The 20532-nt window shown below is 71.3% G+C and carries 18 protein-coding genes; 13 read left to right on the top strand and 5 right to left on the bottom strand.

The annotated features are described in order from the left end of the window. Positions 1-49: 49 nt before the first annotated feature. Positions 50-1099, top strand: coding sequence for an LLM class F420-dependent oxidoreductase (locus tag C8E96_RS25240; RefSeq protein WP_091369043.1), 1050 nt, complete (start codon positions 50-52; stop codon positions 1097-1099). Further along, positions 1096-1923 carry an undecaprenyl-diphosphate phosphatase gene (locus C8E96_RS25235; protein ID WP_091369040.1) on the top strand — a complete coding sequence of 276 codons (828 nt, stop codon included), beginning with the start codon at positions 1096-1098 and terminating at the stop codon, positions 1921-1923. The genes C8E96_RS25240 and C8E96_RS25235 overlap by 4 nt, the downstream gene beginning before the upstream one ends. On the opposite strand, the gene C8E96_RS25230 is transcribed toward C8E96_RS25235, so the two are convergent. From C8E96_RS25230 to C8E96_RS25215, 4 genes are all read right to left on the bottom strand, one after another. After that, complete coding sequence (locus C8E96_RS25230) at positions 1920-3719, bottom strand: glycosyltransferase family 39 protein (RefSeq protein WP_091369036.1); 1800 nt, start codon at positions 3717-3719, stop codon at positions 1920-1922. The two genes, C8E96_RS25235 and C8E96_RS25230, sit on opposite strands and share 4 nt — an antisense overlap. Further along, a complete protein-coding gene (locus C8E96_RS25225) occupies positions 3716-4969 on the bottom strand; it encodes a glycosyltransferase (protein WP_091370120.1) in 1254 nt (417 codons plus the stop codon). The genes C8E96_RS25230 and C8E96_RS25225 overlap by 4 nt, the downstream gene beginning before the upstream one ends. Positions 4970-5043: 74 nt before the next feature. Next, positions 5044-6840 carry an ArnT family glycosyltransferase gene (locus tag C8E96_RS25220; protein WP_091369032.1) on the bottom strand — a complete coding sequence of 599 codons (1797 nt, stop codon included), beginning with the start codon at positions 6838-6840 and terminating at the stop codon, positions 5044-5046. A gap of 51 nt (positions 6841-6891) precedes the next feature. Next, on the bottom strand, positions 6892-8301 hold the full coding sequence (locus tag C8E96_RS25215) for a sensor histidine kinase (protein ID WP_228769603.1): 1410 nt from the start codon (positions 8299-8301) through the stop codon (positions 6892-6894). 169 nt (positions 8302-8470) lie between these two features. Between C8E96_RS25215 and C8E96_RS25210 the strand changes: the two genes are divergently transcribed. The 4 genes from C8E96_RS25210 (at position 8471) to C8E96_RS25195 (ending at position 10824) form a co-directional block, all read left to right on the top strand. Beyond that, positions 8471-9004: a hypothetical protein gene (locus tag C8E96_RS25210; RefSeq protein ID WP_091369025.1), complete on the top strand. Its 534-nt coding sequence runs from the start codon at positions 8471-8473 to the stop codon at positions 9002-9004. Positions 9005-9063: 59 nt separating this feature from the next. Then, positions 9064-9765, top strand: a complete 702-nt coding sequence (locus C8E96_RS25205; RefSeq protein ID WP_091369023.1) for an MSMEG_4193 family putative phosphomutase — start codon at positions 9064-9066, stop codon at positions 9763-9765. 85 nt (positions 9766-9850) lie between these two features. Continuing rightward, entirely contained in the window at positions 9851-10279 is a 429-nt protein-coding gene (locus tag C8E96_RS25200) for a hypothetical protein (RefSeq protein WP_091574771.1), read from the top strand. 38 nt (positions 10280-10317) lie between these two features. Continuing rightward, positions 10318-10824: a hypothetical protein gene (locus C8E96_RS25195; protein ID WP_133794768.1), complete on the top strand. Its 507-nt coding sequence runs from the start codon at positions 10318-10320 to the stop codon at positions 10822-10824. Here the strand turns inward: C8E96_RS25195 and C8E96_RS25190 are convergent. Further along, complete coding sequence (locus C8E96_RS25190) at positions 10818-13973, bottom strand: GH92 family glycosyl hydrolase (protein WP_091369014.1); 3156 nt, start codon at positions 13971-13973, stop codon at positions 10818-10820. The genes C8E96_RS25195 and C8E96_RS25190 overlap by 7 nt on opposite strands. A 212-nt stretch (positions 13974-14185) precedes the next feature. On the opposite strand from C8E96_RS25190, the gene C8E96_RS25185 reads away from it, so the two are divergent. The 7 genes from C8E96_RS25185 (at position 14186) to C8E96_RS25155 (ending at position 20506) form a co-directional block, all read left to right on the top strand. After that, on the top strand, positions 14186-14713 hold the full coding sequence (locus C8E96_RS25185; RefSeq protein ID WP_133794766.1) for a hypothetical protein: 528 nt from the start codon (positions 14186-14188) through the stop codon (positions 14711-14713). 107 nt (positions 14714-14820) lie between these two features. Then, positions 14821-15552: a S8/S53 family peptidase gene (locus tag C8E96_RS25180; RefSeq protein WP_091369005.1), complete on the top strand. Its 732-nt coding sequence runs from the start codon at positions 14821-14823 to the stop codon at positions 15550-15552. A gap of 157 nt (positions 15553-15709) precedes the next feature. Continuing rightward, positions 15710-17266 (top strand): polyprenol phosphomannose-dependent alpha 1,6 mannosyltransferase MptB, encoded by a 1557-nt coding sequence (gene mptB / locus C8E96_RS25175; RefSeq protein ID WP_166658114.1) that lies wholly within the window; start codon positions 15710-15712, stop codon positions 17264-17266. A 58-nt stretch (positions 17267-17324) separates the two neighbouring features. Then, positions 17325-18005, top strand: coding sequence for an MBL fold metallo-hydrolase (locus C8E96_RS25170; protein WP_091369001.1), 681 nt, complete (start codon positions 17325-17327; stop codon positions 18003-18005). A gap of 71 nt (positions 18006-18076) precedes the next feature. Next, complete coding sequence (locus C8E96_RS25165; protein ID WP_091368998.1) at positions 18077-18679, top strand: C39 family peptidase; 603 nt, start codon at positions 18077-18079, stop codon at positions 18677-18679. 69 nt (positions 18680-18748) lie between these two features. Continuing rightward, the gene (locus C8E96_RS25160; RefSeq protein WP_091368993.1) at positions 18749-19654 is read left to right on the top strand and encodes an RNA polymerase sigma factor; all 906 of its coding nucleotides are present in this window, start codon (positions 18749-18751) and stop codon (positions 19652-19654) included. Between the two features lie 30 nt (positions 19655-19684). Next, positions 19685-20506 carry a hypothetical protein gene (locus C8E96_RS25155; RefSeq protein ID WP_091368989.1) on the top strand — a complete coding sequence of 274 codons (822 nt, stop codon included), beginning with the start codon at positions 19685-19687 and terminating at the stop codon, positions 20504-20506. Positions 20507-20532 lie beyond the last annotated feature (26 nt).

Below are 20532 nucleotides of genomic sequence, written 5' to 3'. Positions count from 1 at the left end.
CTCCGAGTCCCCCTGGCAGCCGGTGCTACCGACAAGTAATGTCGCCGGAATGCGACTGGGACTGAACATGGGCTACTGGGGCGCCGGAAACGACGCCGCGAACCTCGAACTGGCCAAGGAAGCCGACCGGCTGGGCTACTCGGTGGCCTGGGTGGCCGAGGCCTACGGCAGCGACGCGCCGACCGTGCTCGCCTGGGTCGCCGCGCAGACCGAGCGGATCGACATCGGCAGCGCCATCCTGCAGATCCCCGCGCGCCGCCCCACCATGACGGCGATGACCGCGGCCACCCTCGACACCCTCTCCGGCGGCCGGTTCCGCCTGGGCCTTGGCGTGTCCGGCCCGCAGGTCTCCGAAGGCTGGTACGGCGTCAAGTTCGACAAGCCGCTGGGCCGCACCCGCGAGTACGTCGACATCGTGCGCCAGGCGCTGCGCCGCGAACGCGTCGACTACCAGGGCAAGCACTTCGTGCAGCCACTGCCCGACGGCCCCGGCAAGCCGCTGAAGCTGACCGTGCACCCGGTGCGCGAGCAGATCCCGATCTACCTGGCCTCCATCGGCCCGAAGAACCTCGAGCTGACCGGTGAGATCGCCGACGGCTGGCTGGCGATCTTCTACTCGCCCGAGCACGGCCGCGAGTCCCTGGAGCTCATCGCGAAGGGCCGGGCCAAGGCGGGCAAGACCCTCGACGGGTTCGACGTCGTCCCGACCACCCCGATCGTCGTCGGCGAGGACTGGAAGGCCGCCGCCGACACCGTGCGCCCCTACGCCGCGCTCTACGTCGGCGGCATGGGCAGCCGCGAGCAGAACTTCTACAACCAGCTCGCCTGCCGCATGGGCTACGAGGCCGAGGCCGCCGAATGCCAGGACCTCTACCTCGCCAAGGACTACGCCGGAGCGGCCGCGAAGGTGCCGCTCGGCTTCATCGACGACACCACGCTGCTCGGCCCCAAGGAACGCATCGCGGAGAAGATGCAGGCCCTGGCCTCGTCGGGGGTCACCACACTGACCGTTTCGCCCATCCTGCAAGATTTGGAGCAAGCCAAGGCGGCCCTGCGCGTCGCCGTCGATGCTCTGGATCTCGCGGGAGTCGGTAGTTGACCTGGTTTCAAGCCATTGTCCTGGGCATCGTCCAAGGTCTGACCGAGTTCCTCCCGATCTCCTCGTCGGCGCATATCCGCATCGTCTCCGAACTGTGGTTCGGGGGCGACGCGGGCGCCTCGTTCACCGCGGTCATCCAGCTCGGCACCGAGGCCGCGGTGATCATCTACTTCGCCAAGGACATCTGGCGGCTGATCAAGGCGTGGTTCCGCGGGCTGCTCAACGCCGAGGCCCGCGCCGACCCTGACTACAAGCTCGCCTGGTACGTGATCATCGGGTCGATCCCGATCAGCCTGTTGGGTGTGCTGTTCAAGGACGAGATCCGCAGCGGGCTGCGGAACCTGTGGATCACCGCGATGGTCCTGATGATCTTCGCGGTGATCCTGGCCGTCGCCGACGAGACCGCCAAGCTCAAGCGGGACTCGCTGACCATGAAGGACAGCATCTTCATGGGCCTGGCGCAGGCGATGGCGCTGATCCCCGGGGTGTCGCGCTCCGGCGGAACCCTCACCGCGGGCCTGTTCCTCGGGCTCAACCGGGAATCAGCGGCCACCTACTCGTTCCTGCTGGCCATCCCCGCGGTCTTCGGCGCCGGGATCTTCTCCATCCCCGACGTCCTCGACCGCAGCGGACCCGGCCTGCAGGCCGACATCCCGCAGACGATCGCGGCGACGGCGGTGTCCTTCGTTGTCGGCTACGCCTGCGTGGCGTGGCTGCTGCGCTACGTCTCCAAGCACAGCTACATGGTGTTCGTCTGGTACCGCATCGCCCTGGGCGCGGTGCTGTGCGGGCTGCTCGCCACCGGCGTCGTCGACCCGATCTAGCGCGGCGCGGTCAGGTCGTAGACGGTCTGGCCGCCGATGCTGACCGGGGTGAAGGTCGACCGGACCCATGAGGTGATGTCGTTGCCGCCGCGCCCCATGCCCATGCCCTCGACGAAGTACCGCACCTGGCCCTGGGCGACGTGGGCCTGGAACTGGGCGAGGGTCGGCGCGGGGTCGCCGCCGCTGAACCCGCCGATCGCCATCACCGGCCTGCCACTGGCCAGCTGCAGCCCACCGGCGCCCTGCGCGCCGACGCTCGCCGCCGCCCAGGTCTCGGTCGTTGACCGCATCGCGTCCGCCACCTCGGCGCTGACCTCGCCACCGCCGACCGTGAACTGCCTGCCGTCCTGGGCGACCGGGCCGGAGACCGGGAGCGGGCCGGAATGCCCGGTGACCGCGGTGGCCACCGTGTACGCGGCCGTCCCGCCGGACACGGCGACCACGGCGACGAGCGCGACCGCCGTGGCGACCCGCTGGAACAGGTGTGCCCCCACGGCGATGGCCGTGGCCGCGGCGACGCCGCTGACGGCGAGAACCCAGCGCAGCCACACCAGCCAGTCGCCGTCGCGGGTCAGCAGGACGAATCCCCAGCCCGCCGAGACCGCCACCATCGCCGCCAGCGCGACGCGCGCGGGCAGGTGGTCGCGGCCACGCCACAGCTCCTGGCCTGCGATGGCCACGAGTGCGGCCACCGCCGGGGCGAGCGCGATGGCGTAGTACGGGTGGGTGATCCCCTCCATGAAGCTGAACACCGCGGCCGTCACGACCAGCCAGCCGCCCCACAGCACGAGCGCGGCCCGAGTCCGGTCGGTGCGCGGCCTGCGCCTGCTGAACCACAGGCCCGCGACCAGCCCGATCAGGGCGGCCGGCAGCAGCCAGGAGATCTCGGACCCGAACGCCGCGCCGAACATCCGCAGGGGACCGGTGTCGCCGCCGAACGCGGTGTTGCCCATGCCGCCACCGCCGCCACCACCGAAGATCCGGCCGAGACCGTTGTAGCCCAAGGCGAGGTCGAGCACGGTGTTGTCGGTCGAGCCGCCGATGTAGGGCCGCGACTCGGCGGGCCACAGGTCGGCCACCGCGACGAACCAGCCCGCCGAGACCACCACGGCGACCGCGGCGGCCCCCAGGTGCGCGATCCGCCTGCCCAGGCTCGTCGGCGCGGCGATCAGGTACACCAGGGCGAACGCGGGCAGCACCAGGAACGCCTGCAGCATCTTCGTCAGGAACCCGAACCCGACGGCCGCACCGGCCAGCACTATCCACTTCGGACTCGCGTGCTCGACCGCGCGGACGGTGCAGTACGCGCCCGCGACGAGCAGCAGCACGAGCAGCGCGTCGGGGTTGTTGTACTTGAACATCAGCGCCGCGACCGGGGTCAGCGCGAGCCCGGCTCCGGCGAACAGCCCGGCCACCGGCCCCGACCAGCGGCGGACCGTGTTGTGCAGCAGCCACACCGACGCCACACCGGCCAGCGCCTGGGGCAGCAGCATGCTCCACGACGAGAAGCCGAACACCTTGCCGGACAACCCCATCAGCCACAGCGCCGCGGGCGGCTTGTCGACGGTGATGATGTTGCCGGGGTCGAGGGATCCGAAGAACAGCGCCTTCCAGTCCTGGGTTCCGGCCTGCACGGCGGCGGCGTAGAACGAGTTGCCCATGGCGGTCGCGCTCAGGTCCCACAGGTAGAGCAGGGCGGTCGCGGCCAGCAGCGTGATCAGCGCGGGTCGTTCCCACCGCGTGGTGCGCGATGCGGGCGACGCCGGGGCGTGGGGTCGGTCGAGAGTGGCGGTCATCGGGTCGTCTCCGGGGTCGTCGGTTCGGTGGCGCGGAACACCCAGCCGCGCAGCAGCAGGAAGCGCAGGACGGTGGCCAGCAGGTTCGCCGCGACGAGCACGACGATCTCGGCGGTGCGGCCCGCGTCGGTGAGCCCGTGCAGCAGGGCCAGTGCTCCGCTGGTGAGCCCGAGGCCGAGGCCGAACACCAGAAGGCCCTGGAACTGGTGGCGCGCGACCCCGTGTGTCCCGCGCACGCCGAAGGTGAGCCGCCGGTTCGCCGCGGTGTTGGCCACGGCGGTCACCAGCAGCGCCACCAGGTTCGCCGTCTGGGCTCCGACCGACCCGCGCAGCAGCACGAACAGCAGCAGGTAGGCCAGGGTGCTGACCACGCCGACCGCGGCGAAGCGCACCAGCTGGCGCAGCAGCCCGCGGGGAACGTCGGGTGGGTCGGCGCTCAGCGCGCCCCGGGCGAGTTGGCCGCGCAGCCGGGCGATCGGCAGCCCGCCGGTGGCCAGGGCGCGCCCGAGTCGGGCGATGCCGCGCAGATCGGCCAGCGCGGTCGCGACGAGGTCGACCCGGCTGTCAGGATCGTCCACCCAGTCCACCGGCACCTCGTGGATGCGCAGCCCCGCCCGCTGCGCCAGGACCAGCAACTCGGTGTCGAAGAACCAGCCGGTGTCGGCGACATGGGGCAGCAGAGCGCGCGCCACGTCCGCCCGGATCGCCTTGAACCCGCACTGCGCGTCGGAGAAGGTGGCCGCGAGGGTGCCGCGCAGCAGCAGGTTGTAGGCCCGGGAGATCAGTTCCCGCTTGGGTCCGCGCACGACCCGCGCGCCGCGGGCGAGCCTGCTGCCGATGGCCACGTCGGAGTGCCCGGAGATCAGCGCCGCCACCAGCGGCGACAGGGCGGCGAGGTCGGTGGACAGGTCGACGTCCATGTAGGCCAGCACTTCGGCGTCGGATTCGAGCCAGGTGGTGTGCAGGGCCCGGCCGCGCCCCTTCTCGGTCAATCGCACCGCGCGCACACCGGGAAGTTCCGCGGCGAGGCGTTGGGCGATGTCCCAGGTGGAGTCGGTGCTGGCGTTGTCGGCCACGGTGATCTGGAACCGGTAGGGGAAATGGTCGGCCAGGTGCGCGTGCAGCCTGCGCACGCACGGTTCCAGGTCGGTCTCCTCGTTGTGGACGGGTACGACGACGTCGAGCACGGGCGCGGGGCCGGTCGTGCGGACCGGGGTGCGCTGGGGGAGGGCCAGATCGGTCGCTGTCATGGTGTCGACGATCCGGTCCGCCGCTGGGCGGGCCGTGTGTCCCGGCTGTGCGTGGGCTGTGGGGATCACCGCGCTCACCGGCTCAGGTCGTAGAGCGTCACACCGTCCACAGTGGTCGGTGTGTGGTGCTGGGCGACCCACTCGGCGATCCGCTGGGCGGCGTCGCTGCCGGTCTCGCCGCGCATCGTCGATCCCGAGATGAACCAGTGGATCCGGCCGTCGGCGACGAGCTGGACGAACTCGTCGAGGGTCGGCGCGGGATCGGTCCCGTTGAACCCGCCCACGGCGAGCACGGGCACCCCGGCGGCGAGCTGGTACCCGGCGGCGTTGTTCGACCCGACGACCGCCGCGGCCCACCGGTACCCGGCCGCGTCGGCCCGCAGCGCCTCGACGACCTCCTCACCGGGTGTCGGGGCCCCGAGCAGTCCGCCCGCGAAACGGAGCCCGCCGGTGGTGGCGGGTCCGGGGGAGGGCAGGGCCCCGGAGTGCGGTTGCGCCGCCGTGGCCAGCGAATACGCCGCGGGTGCCGCCAAGGCGAGCACCAGTGCGCCCACCGCCACCGCACCCGCGTAGGCCTTGGGCGCCAACGGGGCTACCGCCAACAGAGCCGCCGCGCCGAGGCCGCCGAAGAGGACAAACGCCCGCAGCCACGGAACCCAGTCCGGCACCTGCCCGAGCAGCAGCGCCGCCTGCACCGCGGTCACCGCCGTCGCTGCCGCCAAGACCGCGGCCGCGGCGGGTTCGCGACGCCGCCGCCACGCGGTGACCGTCCCGATTCCCACCAGGGCGGCGACCGCCGGGGCGAGCGCGACGGTGTAGTAGCCGTGGATGATCCCGGCCATCAGGCTGAACACGGCCCCGCTGACCAGCAGCCACAACCCCCACAGCAGCAGCGCGGCCCTGGTGGTGTCGGTGCGCGGCGCGCGCCGGGTCAGCCACAGGCCGCCGCCGAGAACGATCAGCGCGGCGGGCAGCAGCCAGGCGATCCCGTCGCCCATCTCCCCGCCGAACAGCCGCGCCCACCCTGGCTGCCCCCAGCCCGCGCCGCCGCCGACGCTGCCCACCTCGTCGCCGTCGAGCCTGCCGATCCCGTTGTAGCCCAAGGCGAGTTCGAGCACGCTGTCGGTCTGCGAGCCGCCGATGTAGGGCCTGCTGCCCGAGGGAAGCAGCTCCGCCAACAGCACCCACCAGCCACCCGCGACGATCATCGCGCCCGCCGCCGCACCCAGGTGCGCGATCCGTCTGCCCACGGTGGTGGGCGCGGCGACCAGGTAGACGACGGCGAACGCGGGCAGCACGAGGAACGCCTGCATCATCTTGGTGAGGAACCCGAACCCGACGGCGGCCCCGGCCAGCACTATCCACTTCGGACTCGCGTGTTCGACCGCGCGGACGGTGCAATACGCGCCCGCGATGAGCAGCAGGACCAGCAGCGCGTCGGGGTTGTTGAAGCGGAACATCAGCGCCGCCACCGGAGTCACGGCCAGGACCACGCCCGCGATGAGTCCGGCGGTCGGCCCGGACCAGCGGCGGACCGTGTTGTGCAGCAGCCACACCGAGCCGACCCCGGCGAGGGCTTGGGGGAGCAGCACACTCCATGCGCTGAGCCCGAACACCCGGACCGACAGGCCCATCAGCCACACCGCCGCGGGTGTCTTGTCGACGGTGATGCCGCCCGCGGGGTCCGTCGCGGCGAACAGCAGCGCCGACCAGTCCTGCGACCCGGCTTGCGCCGCGGCGGAGTAGTACGCGTTCGCCCAGCCTGAGGCACCCAGATCCCAGCAATACAGGGCGGCGGTGGCCAGGAGCAGCACGACGAGCGCGGCTCGATGCCCGCGGGGGAGCACGGGAGGTTCGGCGGTCTGTGTCATGGCGCCACGCTCTCGATCCGCGCTGGGCTGACCGTGTGACCGCCCTGTGCGTCAGCTGTGCGTGGGCAGCCGCACGGTGAACACGGTGTTCCCGGGCTTGCTCGTCACCGTCACCGTGCCGTGGTGGGTGTGCACGACCGCCGCCACGATCGCCAGGCCCAGGCCGGTGCTGCCCTGCGCGCGCGACCGGGAGCCGTCGCCGCGGGCGAACCGCTCGAACACCTCGGGCAGCAGCGCGTCGGGGATGCCCGGGCCGTCATCGGCGACGGTGAGGACCACCTCGTCGCCGTCGACCACCAGCCTGGTGGTGATCGTCGTGCCCAGTGGGGTGTGGGTGCGGCCGTTGGCCAGCAGGTTCGCGGCGACCTGGTGCAGCCGCGCCTCGTCGCCGCGCATCATGACCGGGTCGGCGGGCAGGTCGAGCCGCCACCGGTGGTCCTGACCCGCGACCCGCGCGTCGCCCACGGCGTCGAGCACCAGCCGGGACAGGTCGAGGGTCTCCTGCCGCAGCGGGCGGCCCGCGTCGAGACGGGCCAGCAACAGCAGGTCGTCGACCAGGATGGTCATGCGTTTGGCCTCGGATTCGACCCGCGACAGCGCGTGGGTCACGTCCACACCCCGGCGCTGGGCCAGTTCGGCGTACCCGCGGATCGCCGCCAGCGGTGTGCGCAGTTCATGGCTGGCGTCGGCGACGAACTGGCGCACCCTGGACTCGCTGGCGTGCCGCGCGGTGAGGGCGGCCCCGATGTGGCCGAGCATCCGGTTCAGCGCGGAACCGACCTTCCCGACCTCGGTTCGCGGGTCGGTGTAGACCGTCGGAACCCGCACCGACAGCGCCACCTCCCCGCGGTCGAGTGGCAGTTCCGCGACCCGGGCGGCGGTCGCGGCCATCCGGTCGAGCGGACGCAGGGTGCGCCGCACGATCAGCACGCCGGCGACCCCGGCGATGGTCAGGCCGAGCAGCGTGATCCCGCCGAGCAACAGCCCGGTGGTGAGGATCGTGTCGTCGACCGCGCCCAGCGGCAGCCCGGTGATCACCACGACGTCCTCGTCGAGCGATCGGGTCGCCAGCAGCCGGTAGTCACCCAGTTCGCCCAGCGCGCGGTCGTGGGCCTCGCCGTCGGTCGGCAGCGCCAGCAGCACGCTGTGCAGCTCGGTCCGCAGCGACTGGCTGAACCCGGAACTGGTCTGCCGGGCCGCGTCGTACACCGAGCCGCGCACGAGCAGCGCGTTGATCGTGCCCGGCCCCTGACCTGGGGCGTTGATCGGCGGCGGCGGGCTGGGCAGCCCACGGTCGCGGCCGACGAACACCAGCGCCCGGCGGCTGGCGTCGGTGAGCTGACCGTCGAGCTGGCCGACCAGGAAAGTGCGCAGGCCGACGATCGTCACCACCCCGATGACCAGGCACACCATGGCCAGCAGCACCACCTGCTCGGCGATCAGCTTCGCCCTCAACGACATGCCGCCACTGTGTCGCCCACCGGTGGGGGCGCCCTGTGCCGAACCTGTGCCACAGCTGTGCGTCGGGGCAGTCATAGCCGATGCCCACCACGGGCACAGGGAGCGCACAGGGACGGCCGTGATCGTGGAGTCCACGCGGGCACAGTGCCCCCGTGACCCAGGAGGAATCATGACTGAGCAGACCGAGCCCGCCCCGGGCGTGTGGGGCGCCCCCGTGCCGGAGCGCACCGAGCCCGGCTGGTCATGGAAGAAGACCGTCGCCGCCACCGGGGTCGCCCTCGGCGTCGCCACCGCGGGCGGTTTCGCCGTCTACGCCGCGAGCGGCGCCACCGCCGACTCGCCAGGCGGCCGCGGCGGCGGTCCGATGCTCATGCGCGGCGGCCAGGGAGGAGCGCTGCACGGCGAGTTCGTCGTCCCCGACGAACGGGGCGGCTACAAGACGCAGCTGACGCAGACCGGAGAGGTCACCGAAGTGAGCGACACCGCCCTGACCGCCAAGAGCGACGACGGCTACACCAAGACCTACACGATCGACGGCGACACCGTCCGCGCCGCCGTCGAGGTCGGCGACGAGGTGGTCGTCACCGCCGACGAGGTGGGCGTCGCCGAGTCGATAGCCGAACCGTCGACGATGGCGGGCCCCGGCGGCGGCCCCGCCATGAACCAGCAGGGCGTCCCACCGCGCCGCGAGGGCACCCCGTGAGCGCGCGGCGGACCCGGGCGACCGGGTCCGCCGCTCCGGGCGCGCATTAAGCTCGGACCGTGGCCACAGTCGTTCTGCTCCGACACGCCCGATCCACCGCCAACGGCTCCGGCGTCCTCGCCGGGCGCGCCGAAGGGGTGCACCTCGACGACACCGGACGCACCCAGGCCGAAGGGCTCGTCGCCCGCCTCGCCGACGTCCCGCTGCGCGCGATCGTCTCCTCACCGCTGACCCGCTGCGCGGAGACCGTGGCCCCGCTCGCGGCCGACCGCGAACTCGTCCCCGTCACCGAGGACGCGCTCGCCGAGGTCGACTACGGCTCCTGGACCGGCCGCGCGCTCAAAGACCTGTTCTCCGAACCGCTGTGGAAGGTCGTGCAGCAGCACCCGTCCGCCGCGGTGTTCCCCGGCGGTGAGGGGCTGGCCGCGGTGCAGGCCCGCGCGGTGGCCGCCGTCCGCGCGCACGACGCGAAGATCACCGCCGAGCACGGCGACCACGCCGTCTGGCTGCTGTGCAGCCACGGCGACGTCATCAAGGCGATCCTGGCCGACGCGCTCGCCCAACACCTGGACTCGTTCCAGCGGATCATGGTCGACCCGTCGTCGGTGTCGGTGGTGCGCTACACCGAGACCCGGCCGTTCGTGCTGCGGATGAACGACCTGGGCAGCGCGCTCACCGGCATCGTCCCGCCCGAACCCAAGCCCGAGGAAGAGGCGGTCGCCTCCGGTGACGCGGTCGTCGGCGGCTCCACCGGCGCCTGATTTCGTCACGGAACGGACAACGGCGGCGGCCGACCTGTCACCATCGTGCGATCATGCGGCCTCCGATCGAACGGAGATCACCGCGATGCCCCCGGACCGGCCAGGTGTGGCGCTCTCGGCCGCGGTGCTGGCGTTCGTCCAGGCGTCGGCCACGGCGATGACGACGATCTACATGCTGATGGTCGGCATCCTGCGTGACGACTCCGCGGCTCCGGCCGTCCTGGGACTCGCGGTGCTGCAGGTCATCGGCCTGTACCTGCTGGTCCACGGCGGGATCGTGCTGCTCCAATGCCGCGGCCGCAAGGTGCTGACCAGCGGCAACGCCGTGCAGCTCGTGTTGTCGTGCCTGTGGATCGCCACCGCGGTCGAGTTCGGCGGCGACATCGAGGTGCACGACCCGGCGGGTGGGCAGGCCGTGGTCACCCGCTTCGCTGTGGCGTTCGCTGTGCTGCCGGTCATCAGCCTGATCCAGACCTGGCACCGCGACACCGGTGCCTGGCTGCGCTCGCCCTGACGGATACTCGGCACCGGGCCCGACGACGAGGAGCGTGGATGACAGACGGACAACTCGGCGCACCGCACTACGGCGGTCCGCCGGTGGCGGCTGTCGACCGACCTGTGGTGCGGCGGCCGGGGATGGTGGTGTCGGCGGCCGTGCTCGCGTTCATCCAGAGCGGCCTCACCGCGATCACGACGCTCGTCATGGTCTTCGTGGCCATGGGAAGGACCGGAACGCACGCCGTGATCGCGCACACCCTCTGGGGTCTGCAGTTCATCGCCATGGAGGGTCTGGTCGCGGGCGGGGTCCTGCTCCTCCTCGGCAAGCACCGGTCGGTGATCATCGCGGGAAACGCCATCCACCTCTTGCTGTCGCTGCTCTGGATCGGCGTCGCTGTCTGGTTTCCCGGCACCACCCTTGATCCCGAGGACCCCTCCGGCGCCAAGGGCGGCCTCGTCCTCATCGCGATCGCCTTCAGCGTGCTGCCGCTCGTCAGCCTCATCCAGGCAGGCGCCCACAGCACCGGCGCCTGGCTGCGCTTCCGCAGCGGCCGCTACTGAGCAAGCAGTTCGATCTGCGCGAGGCAGGCGACACCGTCGAAGACCAGCGAGTAGTGGCGGTACGGGCCCGGCGCCTTCACCTTGAAGGGCCGGGTCTGCCTGCGCCACGGGAACTTCTGGTCGGTGCGCTGATCAAGCTCGTCCCAGATCACCCCGTCGATCGACCCGCGCAGCACCCAGTCGGTCGGGTCCGGGCCTTCGCCACTTGAGGTGAGGGTGTAGATCAGCACCTCGGCAGGGTCCGTCTCGATCTCCACTGGAGCGTCCACAACGGACTCCGTGCGCGTGGTGTCGTCGAACAGCGGACCTTCCATGCCGCGCGTGACGTCGCGCAGCGGTGGGCCCGCGCCCAGCGCCGGGGGAGTGGCGTCGGGGCCGGTGCCCCAGTCCGAGGGCTCCGGGCCCATCTCGAACTCCAGCCGCGCGCCCTCGGCGAGAATCTCGTGGCTGATGTAGGTGAGCCCGTACGGCTCCCCGTTGACCCGCAGGCTCTGCACGTACACGTTGCGCCTGCCGTGGTTGGCCGCGGTCACCACCAGCTCCCGCCCGTTCTCCAGCCGCAGGACCGCGCGCGGGAACAACGGTGAGCCGATCACATAGGTCGGGCTGCCCACGCGCAGCGGGTAGAAACCCAGGGCGCTGAACAGGAACCAGGCCGACATCTCGCCGTTGTCCTCATCGCCCACATACCCCTGACCGATCTCGCTGCCCTGGTAGAGCCGGGCCAGCACGTCGCGCACCTTCTCCTGGGCGCGCGCCGGGTGACCGGCCTGGGTGTAGAGGTACGGGATGTGGTGGGCGGGCTGGTTGCTGTGCCCGTACTGCCCCATCCGCGCATCGCGCGCCTCGGTCATCTCGTGGATCACCCGGCGGTAGGACCCCGGGTGCGTGCCCGTCTCCGGGGTGGCGAAGTACTCGTCGAGCTTCGCGGCCAGCTTGTCCGGCCCGCCGTACAGCTCGGCCAGGCCCGCGCCGTCGTGCGGGACGGCGAACGCGGCCGTCCACCCGTTGGTCTCGGTGTAGTCGTGGCCCCACACCTTCGGGTCGTAGGAGGCGGGCGAGCACCGCCACCCTTCAGTCGGACCGCGCCCCTGGAAGAACCCGATTCGCTGGTCGAAGTGGTGAACATAGTGACGGGCCCGATCGAGGAAGTAGGCGTGGTTGTCCTCATCGCCCAGGGCGGCGGCGAGGTTGGCGATGCCGAAGTCGTTGACGCAGCCCTCCAGCGCCCACGACAGGCCCTCGTGGGTGTTGGTCGGCGTGTAGTGCAGGAAGATCGACCGCTCCAGCCCCTTGCGGCCGACCGACTCGTCCGGCGGCGTCACGGTCGCGTTGCGCAGGGCGGCGTTGTAGGCGTCGTGGACGTCGAAACCGCGCACGCCCTTGAGGTAGGCATCGGCGAACGCGACGTCGGAACTGGTGCCGGTCATCAGGTTCGCGTAGCCGGGGGAGGACCACCGCGAGACCCACCCGCCGTCGCGGTACTGCTGCAGGAACCCGTCGATCAGCTCACCGCAGCGGGTCGGGGCGAGCAGGGCGTACGCGGGCCAGCATGTCCGATAGGTGTCCCAGAACCCGTTGTTGACGAATACCTTCCCGTCCACGATCGCCGGCGGGCTCACCGGACTGGCATACCGCGGACCCGACGCGGTCTCCTCGTATCCGGAATTCGGATAGAGGAACAGCCGATACAGACACGAGTACAGCGTGGTCAGCTCGTCCTCGCTCGCCCCGTCGACCTCGACCCGGCCGAGCAGTTCCGCCCACTGGGCCCGCGCCCGGTCACGCACCGACTCGTACGTGTCGTCCGGGCCGATCTCGGTCTCCAGGTTGCGCCGCGCCTGCTCCGGGCTGATCAGCGACGTCGCGATCCGCACCGTCAGCACCGTCTCGCCCTCGGCCTCCGGCTCGAACCGCACCAGCGCGGTCCGCGCCCACGCCAGCCCCCGCAGCCGGTGCCCCGACTCCCGTACCGGGCGGTCCACGGTGGCGTGCACGAACATCCGGCCCGCCCCCACCGACAGCCCGCTGCGCACGTCGGAGTGCCCGGTGATCGTCCCGTCCGGCGCGACCCGCACCGCCCCGCCCAGGCCCACGTTGTCCAGCACCAGGTTCGCCTGGCCCGGCGGGAAGGTGAACCGCAGCACCGCCGCGTGGTCGGTGGGCGCCACCTGCGCGTGAATCCCGTTGTCGAACCGCACCTCGTAGCAGTGCGGGCGGGCGAGCTCGTTCTCCCGGCGGAAGGTCAGCGCCCGCGCCTCCCGCCCCACCTTCGTCTCCCGCGTGGGCATCAGGTGGAAGGTGTGCCGGTCGCCCATCCACGGGCTGGGCTGGTGGCTGATCCCGATCGCCTGCAGCGCCGGCTGGTTCCTCGGGGTCGACCCGCGGTGGTACTCGTAGAACCAGTTCGTCACCGCCGCGTTCGTCACCGGCGTCCAGAAGTTGAACCCGTGCGGCACCGCCGTCGCCGGGAAAGTGTTGCCCCGGGAGAAGTCGCCCGACGAATGCGTCCCGCGCGTGGTGAGCACCCGGTCGACCGGGTCGAGCTCCCGCCGCGGCACCGACTCCACCGCGAGGTCGTCGATCCACCCCGCGAACTCCGCCGAACCCTCCGGGCCGCGGTAGGCGACCAGGATCCGGGTGATCGTCCGGCCCGTCGCGACCTCACCGAGCCGCACCGACCGGTGGTTCCACTGGTCCGGGAACAGCGCCCGCGACCCGCCCTGACCCAGCGGGGTCATCGGGAACCCCAACTGGTCGACCGCACCGAGTTCACTGAGGTACGCGCCATCGTCGAACAGCAGGTCCACGGCCACATACGTGCTCGGATACCGCAGGTCGCCGCCCACCAGCTCCGGGAACACCACGTAGCTCAGCACGGTGTCCGCCACCACCGGGATCTCCGTCCAGAACACCCGGTTCGTCTGGTACCCGACACCGTCGGCTGTGTGCGCGCCCTCGTACCGAAGCGCGCACGAACCGGTGAACCCGACCCCCGATCGGGCGGCCGGAGCGTCGGCCGGGCCGCCCTCGACCCTGGTCCGCAACGTGGCCCCATCGGACACCGCGGCGCCGCGCGCGGACACCTCCACGGTGTCCGACCAGGTCGGGACGGCATCGTCGGACTCGAACGACGTGCGAAAGGTCATTGATCAAGGGTAGGCCGAAATTCGAGTGGTCGGTGCCGCGACCCACCCGGCATGATGGGCAGCGGCGGGTGTCGACGAGGAAGCGGCGCCCGCCCACCCAGCTCCCACGGTGACCGAGCTCATCCCACCGGCCCGGCGGTTCGCCACCAGCCAATACCCGCCCGGCCATAGTGTTCGCCCCAACATCGAACTCTGTCGGGGAGGACCATGCGATGACGTCTGGGGCCGGAGAATCGTTCGTGGCCGATGTCGACCTCGAGGCCTGGCGGCGACCACTGGTCCCCTGGGTCGCGGGCGGCGTGATCGCCCTGATCGCGGTGATCATCGCCACGGTCGCCGACCTGATCGGCGTCGGCGTCGCGCTCCTGCTCATCGGTGCCGCGCTCGCCGCCCCAGGTGCCAAACTCGGCGCCTACTACTTCCGCCGCCACCGCCGCGAGTCGCCGCTCCTGATCGACGTCGAAGGCATCCGGCTGCCCACCGGCCAAGGCCCCGCGTTCCTGCCGTGGGACACCCTGCGCCACGTCGTCGTCGACGGCCCCACCCTGCGCTTCCGGCTCCGCGCGGGCGTCACCCCCGGCACCGCCGGGGTGACCGGCCTGCACCGGCGCGACGCCTGGCCGGTCGCCTCGGGCCCCGGATTGCCCCTGGACACCCGGCTGTTCACCCGCGGCCGCGACGAGATCCTCGACGCCGTCAACCGGTTCTCCGCGGGCCGCGTCAAGTCCTCGACCGGCTGAACGTTCACTCGCTTGGAGTGATCACACAGCGACGTCCCGCCGCTACAGTTCGCGATGCCCGGCGGAGACCTCCGCAAGGCCGAGACGACGGCTGGAGGTGTGCGGCCATGATCGGAACGCGCCGCCGCGTTCGTTCACCGCTGCTCGACCTCGTGCGGCTGCCCCCGGTCCGCCGCCACGGCGCGGGGTCGCCCGACATCGCCATCGGACTCGTCAGCGGCGACAACGACATCACCGCCCTCGCCTGCGTCCTGACCGGCGACGCGCTCTCGGTCAGCCCCCTGTGCCCGATCCTGCCCCGGTCCTGCCCGGACGCGGGCGTCACCCCAGGGGAGTTATCGGTCATCCTGGGGGAACTGCTCGACGGCCCGGCGAACGTCATCGCCATCGGCACCGGCCTGCTCGACGGGGGCGTGCACGAACGGCGTGTTCTCGCCGAGACCCTCGACCGCGCCGCCGAACGCGGCGTCCTCATCTTCGCCGCGGGCGGCCCGCACACCGACCTGACCACCCACTCCTGGGTGCTTCCCGTCTCCTCCTGCGCGCCTTCGGGCCGGGTCAGCTGGTTCGTCGACCTCGAAGACGAACCCCGCGGCCTGCTCGCCCCCGGCGAGGACCTCCCCGGACCCACCGGGCCCGCCTCCGGCAACGGCGTCGCCGCGACACTCGTCGCCGGAACCGCCGCGCTGCTGCTGTCGCTGCACCCCCTCGCGGGCGGTCACCGGGTCCGTTCCGCGCTGTCCATCGGCGCCACCAACCCGCGCCGCAGCGGCCCCCCGCTGCTCGACGTGACCCGCGCCCACGAACACCTCGGCCTGCTCAACTTCGCCGCAGGCTGACCGGACAAACCGTGTGGGCTCGATCACCCGAGCGGCCCACCCGCCCCATGTGAGCCGTTCGGCGGCTACCTCTGGTGACCAATCGCACGCGCGCGGTACCGCCGTAATGACCATTGCGCGAAAGCGGTCCGCGTGCCCTGTGTAATCTCAACCCACGATGGCCACCACCACAGATCCGTCTCCAGACGTGGAAGAGTCCTTGGTCGCAGAGAAGATTGAGCACGCCGAAGCCCCCGCCGCCGCTGAGCGCAGGGGCCCGCTTCCCGTGCGCACGATCGCCCTCGGCACGGCGGGCAGCCTGATGATCCTCATCAGCGCGTTCGGCGCCGCGGGCATCCTCGTCAGCGACCCCGTCCTCGGCCACGGCCCGTTGTCGTGGATCAGATACGGCCACGGCCGGATGCTGGCCACCGTCGTGCTCTACCTCGGCTTCGCGCTCGTCGTGTGGGCGTGGATCCGGCTGGGCAGGCACGTGCTCGCGGGGCGGGTCGGCTCCCGGCCGGTCCTCGTCGCCGCCGCGTGCTGGATGGGCCCGCTGCTCATCTCGCCGCCGGTGTTCACCCGCGACGTGTTCTCCTACCTCGCCCAGGGCGCGCTGCCGCTCTACGGCGAGGACCCGTACGCCGTCGGGCCGATCGTGCTGGGCCTGCAGGAACTCGTGCAGAACGTGCACCCGTTCTGGCAGACCACCCCGGCGCCCTACGGGCCGCTGTTCATCCTCCTGGCCAAGGGCATCGCCGCCGTCGCCGGGACGAACATGATCCTCGGCGTCATCCTCATGCGGCTGGCGCTGCTGATCGGCCTCGGACTGCTGCTGTGGGCGCTGCCCGGCCTGGTCCGCCACCTCGGCGGCAACCTGCCGACCACCCTGTGGCTGGCCATCGCGGGCCCGATGACCGTCGTGCACCTTGTCGGCGGCCCGCACAACGACCTGCTGATGGTGGGCTTCCTCGCCGCGGGCACGCTGTGCGTCCTCGAACGCAAGCACGTCGTCGGCATCCTGCTGGTGACCCTCGGCGCCGCGGTCAAGGCCACCGCCGCCATCGCCCTGCCGTTCCTGGTGTGGGTGTGGGCCGGCCACCTGAACTCCACGTTCTGGAAGAACTTCACCCGCGCCTGCGCGGCCTCCGTCGGCATCTTCGTCGGCGCGTTCGCCGCGACGACGTGGCTCGCCGGGGTCAACCTGGGCTGGTTCAAGGCCCTGCAGGCCCCCGCGATGATCGTCAACTGGCTCTCGGTGCCGACCGCGATCGGCGAGATCGTCCACACGGTCGTCAACGTGGTCATCGACGCGAACAAGAGCTGGTTCGTCAACACCGCCCGCGCGATCGGCGGCCTGCTGTTCTTCGCCATCGCGATCCGCCAGTGGTGGCTCTCGCGGCACGGCGGCTCCGACGCGGTCCGCCGCATGGCGTTCGTCCTGTTCGCCGTCGCGGTCCTGTCCCCGGCCACCCTGCCGTGGTACCTGACCTGGGGCTTCGTGATCGCCGCCGCGCTGCCGTGGCAACGCCGCCAGCTCGCGATCCTGGCCAGCGCCGCGGTGTTCCTGGTGCTGACGTACTCGCCTGCCGGTGAGGACCTGCTCTACAACTGGCCGTTCATCGCGGGCGCCATCGCGGTGTCGGTGCTGGCGGGGATCTCCCTGCTGCGCAACGACCCGCTGGGCCTGTTCGGCGAACGACAGGAACTGGTCACCCTCCCCGCGAAGGTCTGACTCCGCTCTGCGCGAAACGACAGGCTAGGCGCGTGATCACGCGCCTAGCCTCGCGCACATGGTGATCACCGAAAACCTCACCCTGATCCGTTTCCCCATCGGCCAGGCCTACCTCTGGCGCGACGGCGATGACCTGACGCTGATCGACACCGGCACGACAGGCTCAGCCCAGCTGATCGCCGACGCGGTCACCGGCTTAGGACTGACCACGGCCGCGATCAAGCGAATCGTGCTGACCCACGGCCACAACGACCACACCGGCGGCGCGGCCGAGGTGCGCGGCTGGCATGGCTCCCCGGTGTTCGCCCACCGCGCCGACGCCCCGATCGTTCGTGGGGAAGCAGGGCCTCCGGAGCCGGTGCTGCAGGACTGGGAACGCGCGCTCTACGACGAGATCGTCCCCACCGTCCCCGACGCGGCGCCGTGTCCGGTGGATGTGGAGCTTGAGGGCGGGGAGGTCCTGCCGTTTGGCGGAGGAGCGCAGGTGTTGTCGGTGCCGGGACACACCGACGGCAGCATCGCGATCTTCCTGCCTGAACACCGGGTCCTGTTCACCGGCGACACCATCGCCAACTACGAGGACAAGGTGATCCTCGGGGTGTTCAACTCCGACCCGGACCGCGCGTTGGAGTCGTTGCGGCGGCAGGCGGAACTCGACGTCGACATCGCCTGCTTCGGCCACGGCGACCCGGTAGTGGGCGACGCCGCCCGCAGCCTGCGCACGGTCAGCGCCCCTTAAGGGGCTGGTGACGGTCGGCGCCTGACGCAAATGATGGACGTGGTTGCCCGCGAACGACGTCAGGAGCCGCGATGTCCCGCCGCCCCCGCTTCGCCCACCTGCTCACCGTCACCGCCATCCTGCTCGCCGGTCTGATCACCACCGCCGCACCGGCGAGCGCCGCGACGTCGAAGGTCCTGAGCTACCAGTTCCAGTGGCAGGAGAATTACTACTTCTGCGGCCCGGCCGCGACCCGCATGGCGTTGACCTCGCGCGGGATCTACCACTCGCAGTCGTTCATCGCGGGCAGGCTCGGCACCACCACGAACGGCACCAACTCCGCCGCCGACACCACCCGGGTCCTAAACAACCTGGGCAACACGTGGTTCTACGAGACCAAGTGGATCCCTGGGCAGTCCGCGACCCAGGCCGAGATCAACCGGCTGCAGTGGGACGTCGTCTACGACATCGACCGCGGCTACCCGATCGTCGCGAACGTGGTGGGCAGTGCCATGGACACCGACGGCGACTGGCATACCTACAGCGGCGGGCACTACCTGACGATCATCGGGTACGGCAACAACGGGTGGACGGTGAAGCTCGCGGACTCCGCCGACGCCAACGGGTATGGCTGGTACTGGATGGACACGACCCGCATGGCGCACTGGATCGCCGCCCGAGGGTACTCGGCCTGAGCGGGGTACTCGGTGGCGTTCAAGCTTTCGTCCCGGTAGCGCCGTCGGCGGCAGGCGCGAATACAAGTCGTGGAGCTTTCCGACCGTGAGCTGGTGCTGCTGGAGCGAGCTGGTGACAGCAAGGCGTTCTCGGTGCTGCTCGTGCGTCATCGGGCGGCGATGCACGCGGTCGCCGTTGCCAGGCTGGGCCCCGGGGCCGATGTCGAGGACGTCGTGCAGGACGCGAGCCTGGTGGCTCTGACGTCGTTGCGGCGGCTGCGCGACCCGGACCTGGCCCGTTCGTGGCTGACCGGCATCACCCGCAACGTCTGCCGCGACCGCATGCGTGGTGCCCGCACGGTCGAGCTACCCGACACCGCGGACGAGGCGCCGGGGCCCGAGGAACGGCTTGACCGGCTCGCGAATCACGACTGGGTCTGGGGCGCGGTGAACGCCCTGTCCGAGCCGCTGCACCACGCCGTGCTGCTCCGTTACTTCAGCTCGGCACGCAGCTATGAGTCCATCGCGCAGGCGCTCGGCGTGCCGGTCGGCACGGTGCGTAGCAGGCTCAGCCACGCCCGCCGGATCCTGGCGGCGCAGCTCCGCGACCTGGCGGGTTCCGCGTCCCCTGATCACGGCGCGCTCGAGCGTGACCGCACGGCGCTGTTCGCGGGAATCGCCGAGCAGTACAACCGTGGCGCTGAGCCTGCGTTGCTGAGGACCGCGCTGCTGCCGGACGCCCGGCTCACCGCGGCCGGTACGTCGGAGGTCATCCTGGGCCGCGACCTGATCGTGCGGGGCATCGGTGAGGATGTCGCCGTCGGTGTTCGGCTGCGGCTGCTCAACGTCATCGCGGGCCGCGACCTCACGGTGGTCGAGGGCGCGTTCACCAACCCGCCGGACGACCCTGCCCATTGCCCGCCGCTGACCACCCAGGTGTTCTTCCACCGCGGACCCGAGATCGCCGCGCTGCATCTGCATTACGGCCGGGAGTGAACTTTCCGGCCGTGCGTGCCACTGGTGGGTATGACCGAAACAACGAATCCCAACCTGGTCGCCCTCGACGGTTACGCGATGCCCGTGTTGGCGAGTGCGGGCAGCGAAGAGCGGGCCCGGGTGATCGCCGCCCGCGTGGACCGTGCCTTGTCCTGGCTGGAACGCTCGCTGCGGCGGCGGCCGCTGTTCACCCTCTACGTCCTCGATGAGCAGGACTGGCCCGCGGTGGCGGACGTGCCGATCTACGGCATGCCGCAGTCGGTACCGGGCAAGATCGTCACCTCACCCGAGCCTGCGGGCTGGTGGCAGGAGTATCTCGACGCGCTGCGGCCACACCTGCCGCCGGAGGTGTCTGCCGATCTGGCACGCGTGTTCGGCGACCCGGCGGACTTCACCACGATGGCCGACCTGGTCGCGGTGCACGAGCTGACCCACCTGTTCCACGAGATCCACCCGGTGACCTGGGCGCCGGAGTTCCCGGCCGACTGGGTGATGGAGCTGTTCGCCAACATCGGCATGCACGGCTATGTCGCCACACACGAGCCCGAGCTCCTACCGCTGCCTGCCACGCTGGCCGCGGCCGCCCGGGCCGCGGGCGCCCAGCCGTGGCCACTACGCGAGCTCGCCGCGATGGGCGCCAGCATGCAGGCCAGCGTGCCGAACTACGTGTGGTTCGAGTTCATGCTCATCGGGTTCGCCGAGTCGATCTGGAACACCGGCGGCATCGACGCGATGATGGCCTTCCAGCAGACACTGGGCCAACCGACGTTGAGCCCGGAGGCCGTCGTGCACCGCCTGGCCGCGATCGACCCGACGGTCGCCGAAGCCGTGCGGGCGTGGCAGGCGGGATGAGTCGCGCAGCACGCCGCAGCTCGCGC

Source organism: Actinokineospora alba (genome assembly GCF_004362515.1).
GTDB classification, from domain to species: Bacteria; Actinomycetota; Actinomycetes; order Mycobacteriales; family Pseudonocardiaceae; genus Actinokineospora; species Actinokineospora alba.
Note: the sequence above shows the minus strand (reverse complement) of the source record. Positions and strands in the feature narration are given on the sequence as shown.

Coding starts and splice junctions, on each gene's coding strand:
- C8E96_RS25165 (WP_091368998.1), top strand. CDS start 18,077: ATGTCCCGCCGCCCCCGCTTCGCCCACCTGCTCACCGTCACCGCCATC.
- C8E96_RS25155 (WP_091368989.1), top strand. CDS start 19,685: ATGACCGAAACAACGAATCCCAACCTGGTCGCCCTCGACGGTTACGCG.
- C8E96_RS25195 (WP_133794768.1), top strand. CDS start 10,318: ATGACAGACGGACAACTCGGCGCACCGCACTACGGCGGTCCGCCGGTG.
- C8E96_RS25185 (WP_133794766.1), top strand. CDS start 14,186: ATGACGTCTGGGGCCGGAGAATCGTTCGTGGCCGATGTCGACCTCGAG.
- mptB (WP_166658114.1), top strand. CDS start 15,710: ATGGCCACCACCACAGATCCGTCTCCAGACGTGGAAGAGTCCTTGGTC.
- C8E96_RS25180 (WP_091369005.1), top strand. CDS start 14,821: ATGATCGGAACGCGCCGCCGCGTTCGTTCACCGCTGCTCGACCTCGTG.
- C8E96_RS25240 (WP_091369043.1), top strand. CDS start 50: ATGCGACTGGGACTGAACATGGGCTACTGGGGCGCCGGAAACGACGCC.
- C8E96_RS25200 (WP_091574771.1), top strand. CDS start 9,851: ATGCCCCCGGACCGGCCAGGTGTGGCGCTCTCGGCCGCGGTGCTGGCG.
- C8E96_RS25190 (WP_091369014.1), bottom strand. CDS start 13,973: ATGACCTTTCGCACGTCGTTCGAGTCCGACGATGCCGTCCCGACCTGG.
- C8E96_RS25170 (WP_091369001.1), top strand. CDS start 17,325: ATGGTGATCACCGAAAACCTCACCCTGATCCGTTTCCCCATCGGCCAG.
- C8E96_RS25230 (WP_091369036.1), bottom strand. CDS start 3,719: ATGACCGCCACTCTCGACCGACCCCACGCCCCGGCGTCGCCCGCATCG.
- C8E96_RS25225 (WP_091370120.1), bottom strand. CDS start 4,969: ATGACAGCGACCGATCTGGCCCTCCCCCAGCGCACCCCGGTCCGCACG.
- C8E96_RS25210 (WP_091369025.1), top strand. CDS start 8,471: ATGACTGAGCAGACCGAGCCCGCCCCGGGCGTGTGGGGCGCCCCCGTG.
- C8E96_RS25215 (WP_228769603.1), bottom strand. CDS start 8,301: ATGTCGTTGAGGGCGAAGCTGATCGCCGAGCAGGTGGTGCTGCTGGCC.
- C8E96_RS25220 (WP_091369032.1), bottom strand. CDS start 6,840: ATGACACAGACCGCCGAACCTCCCGTGCTCCCCCGCGGGCATCGAGCC.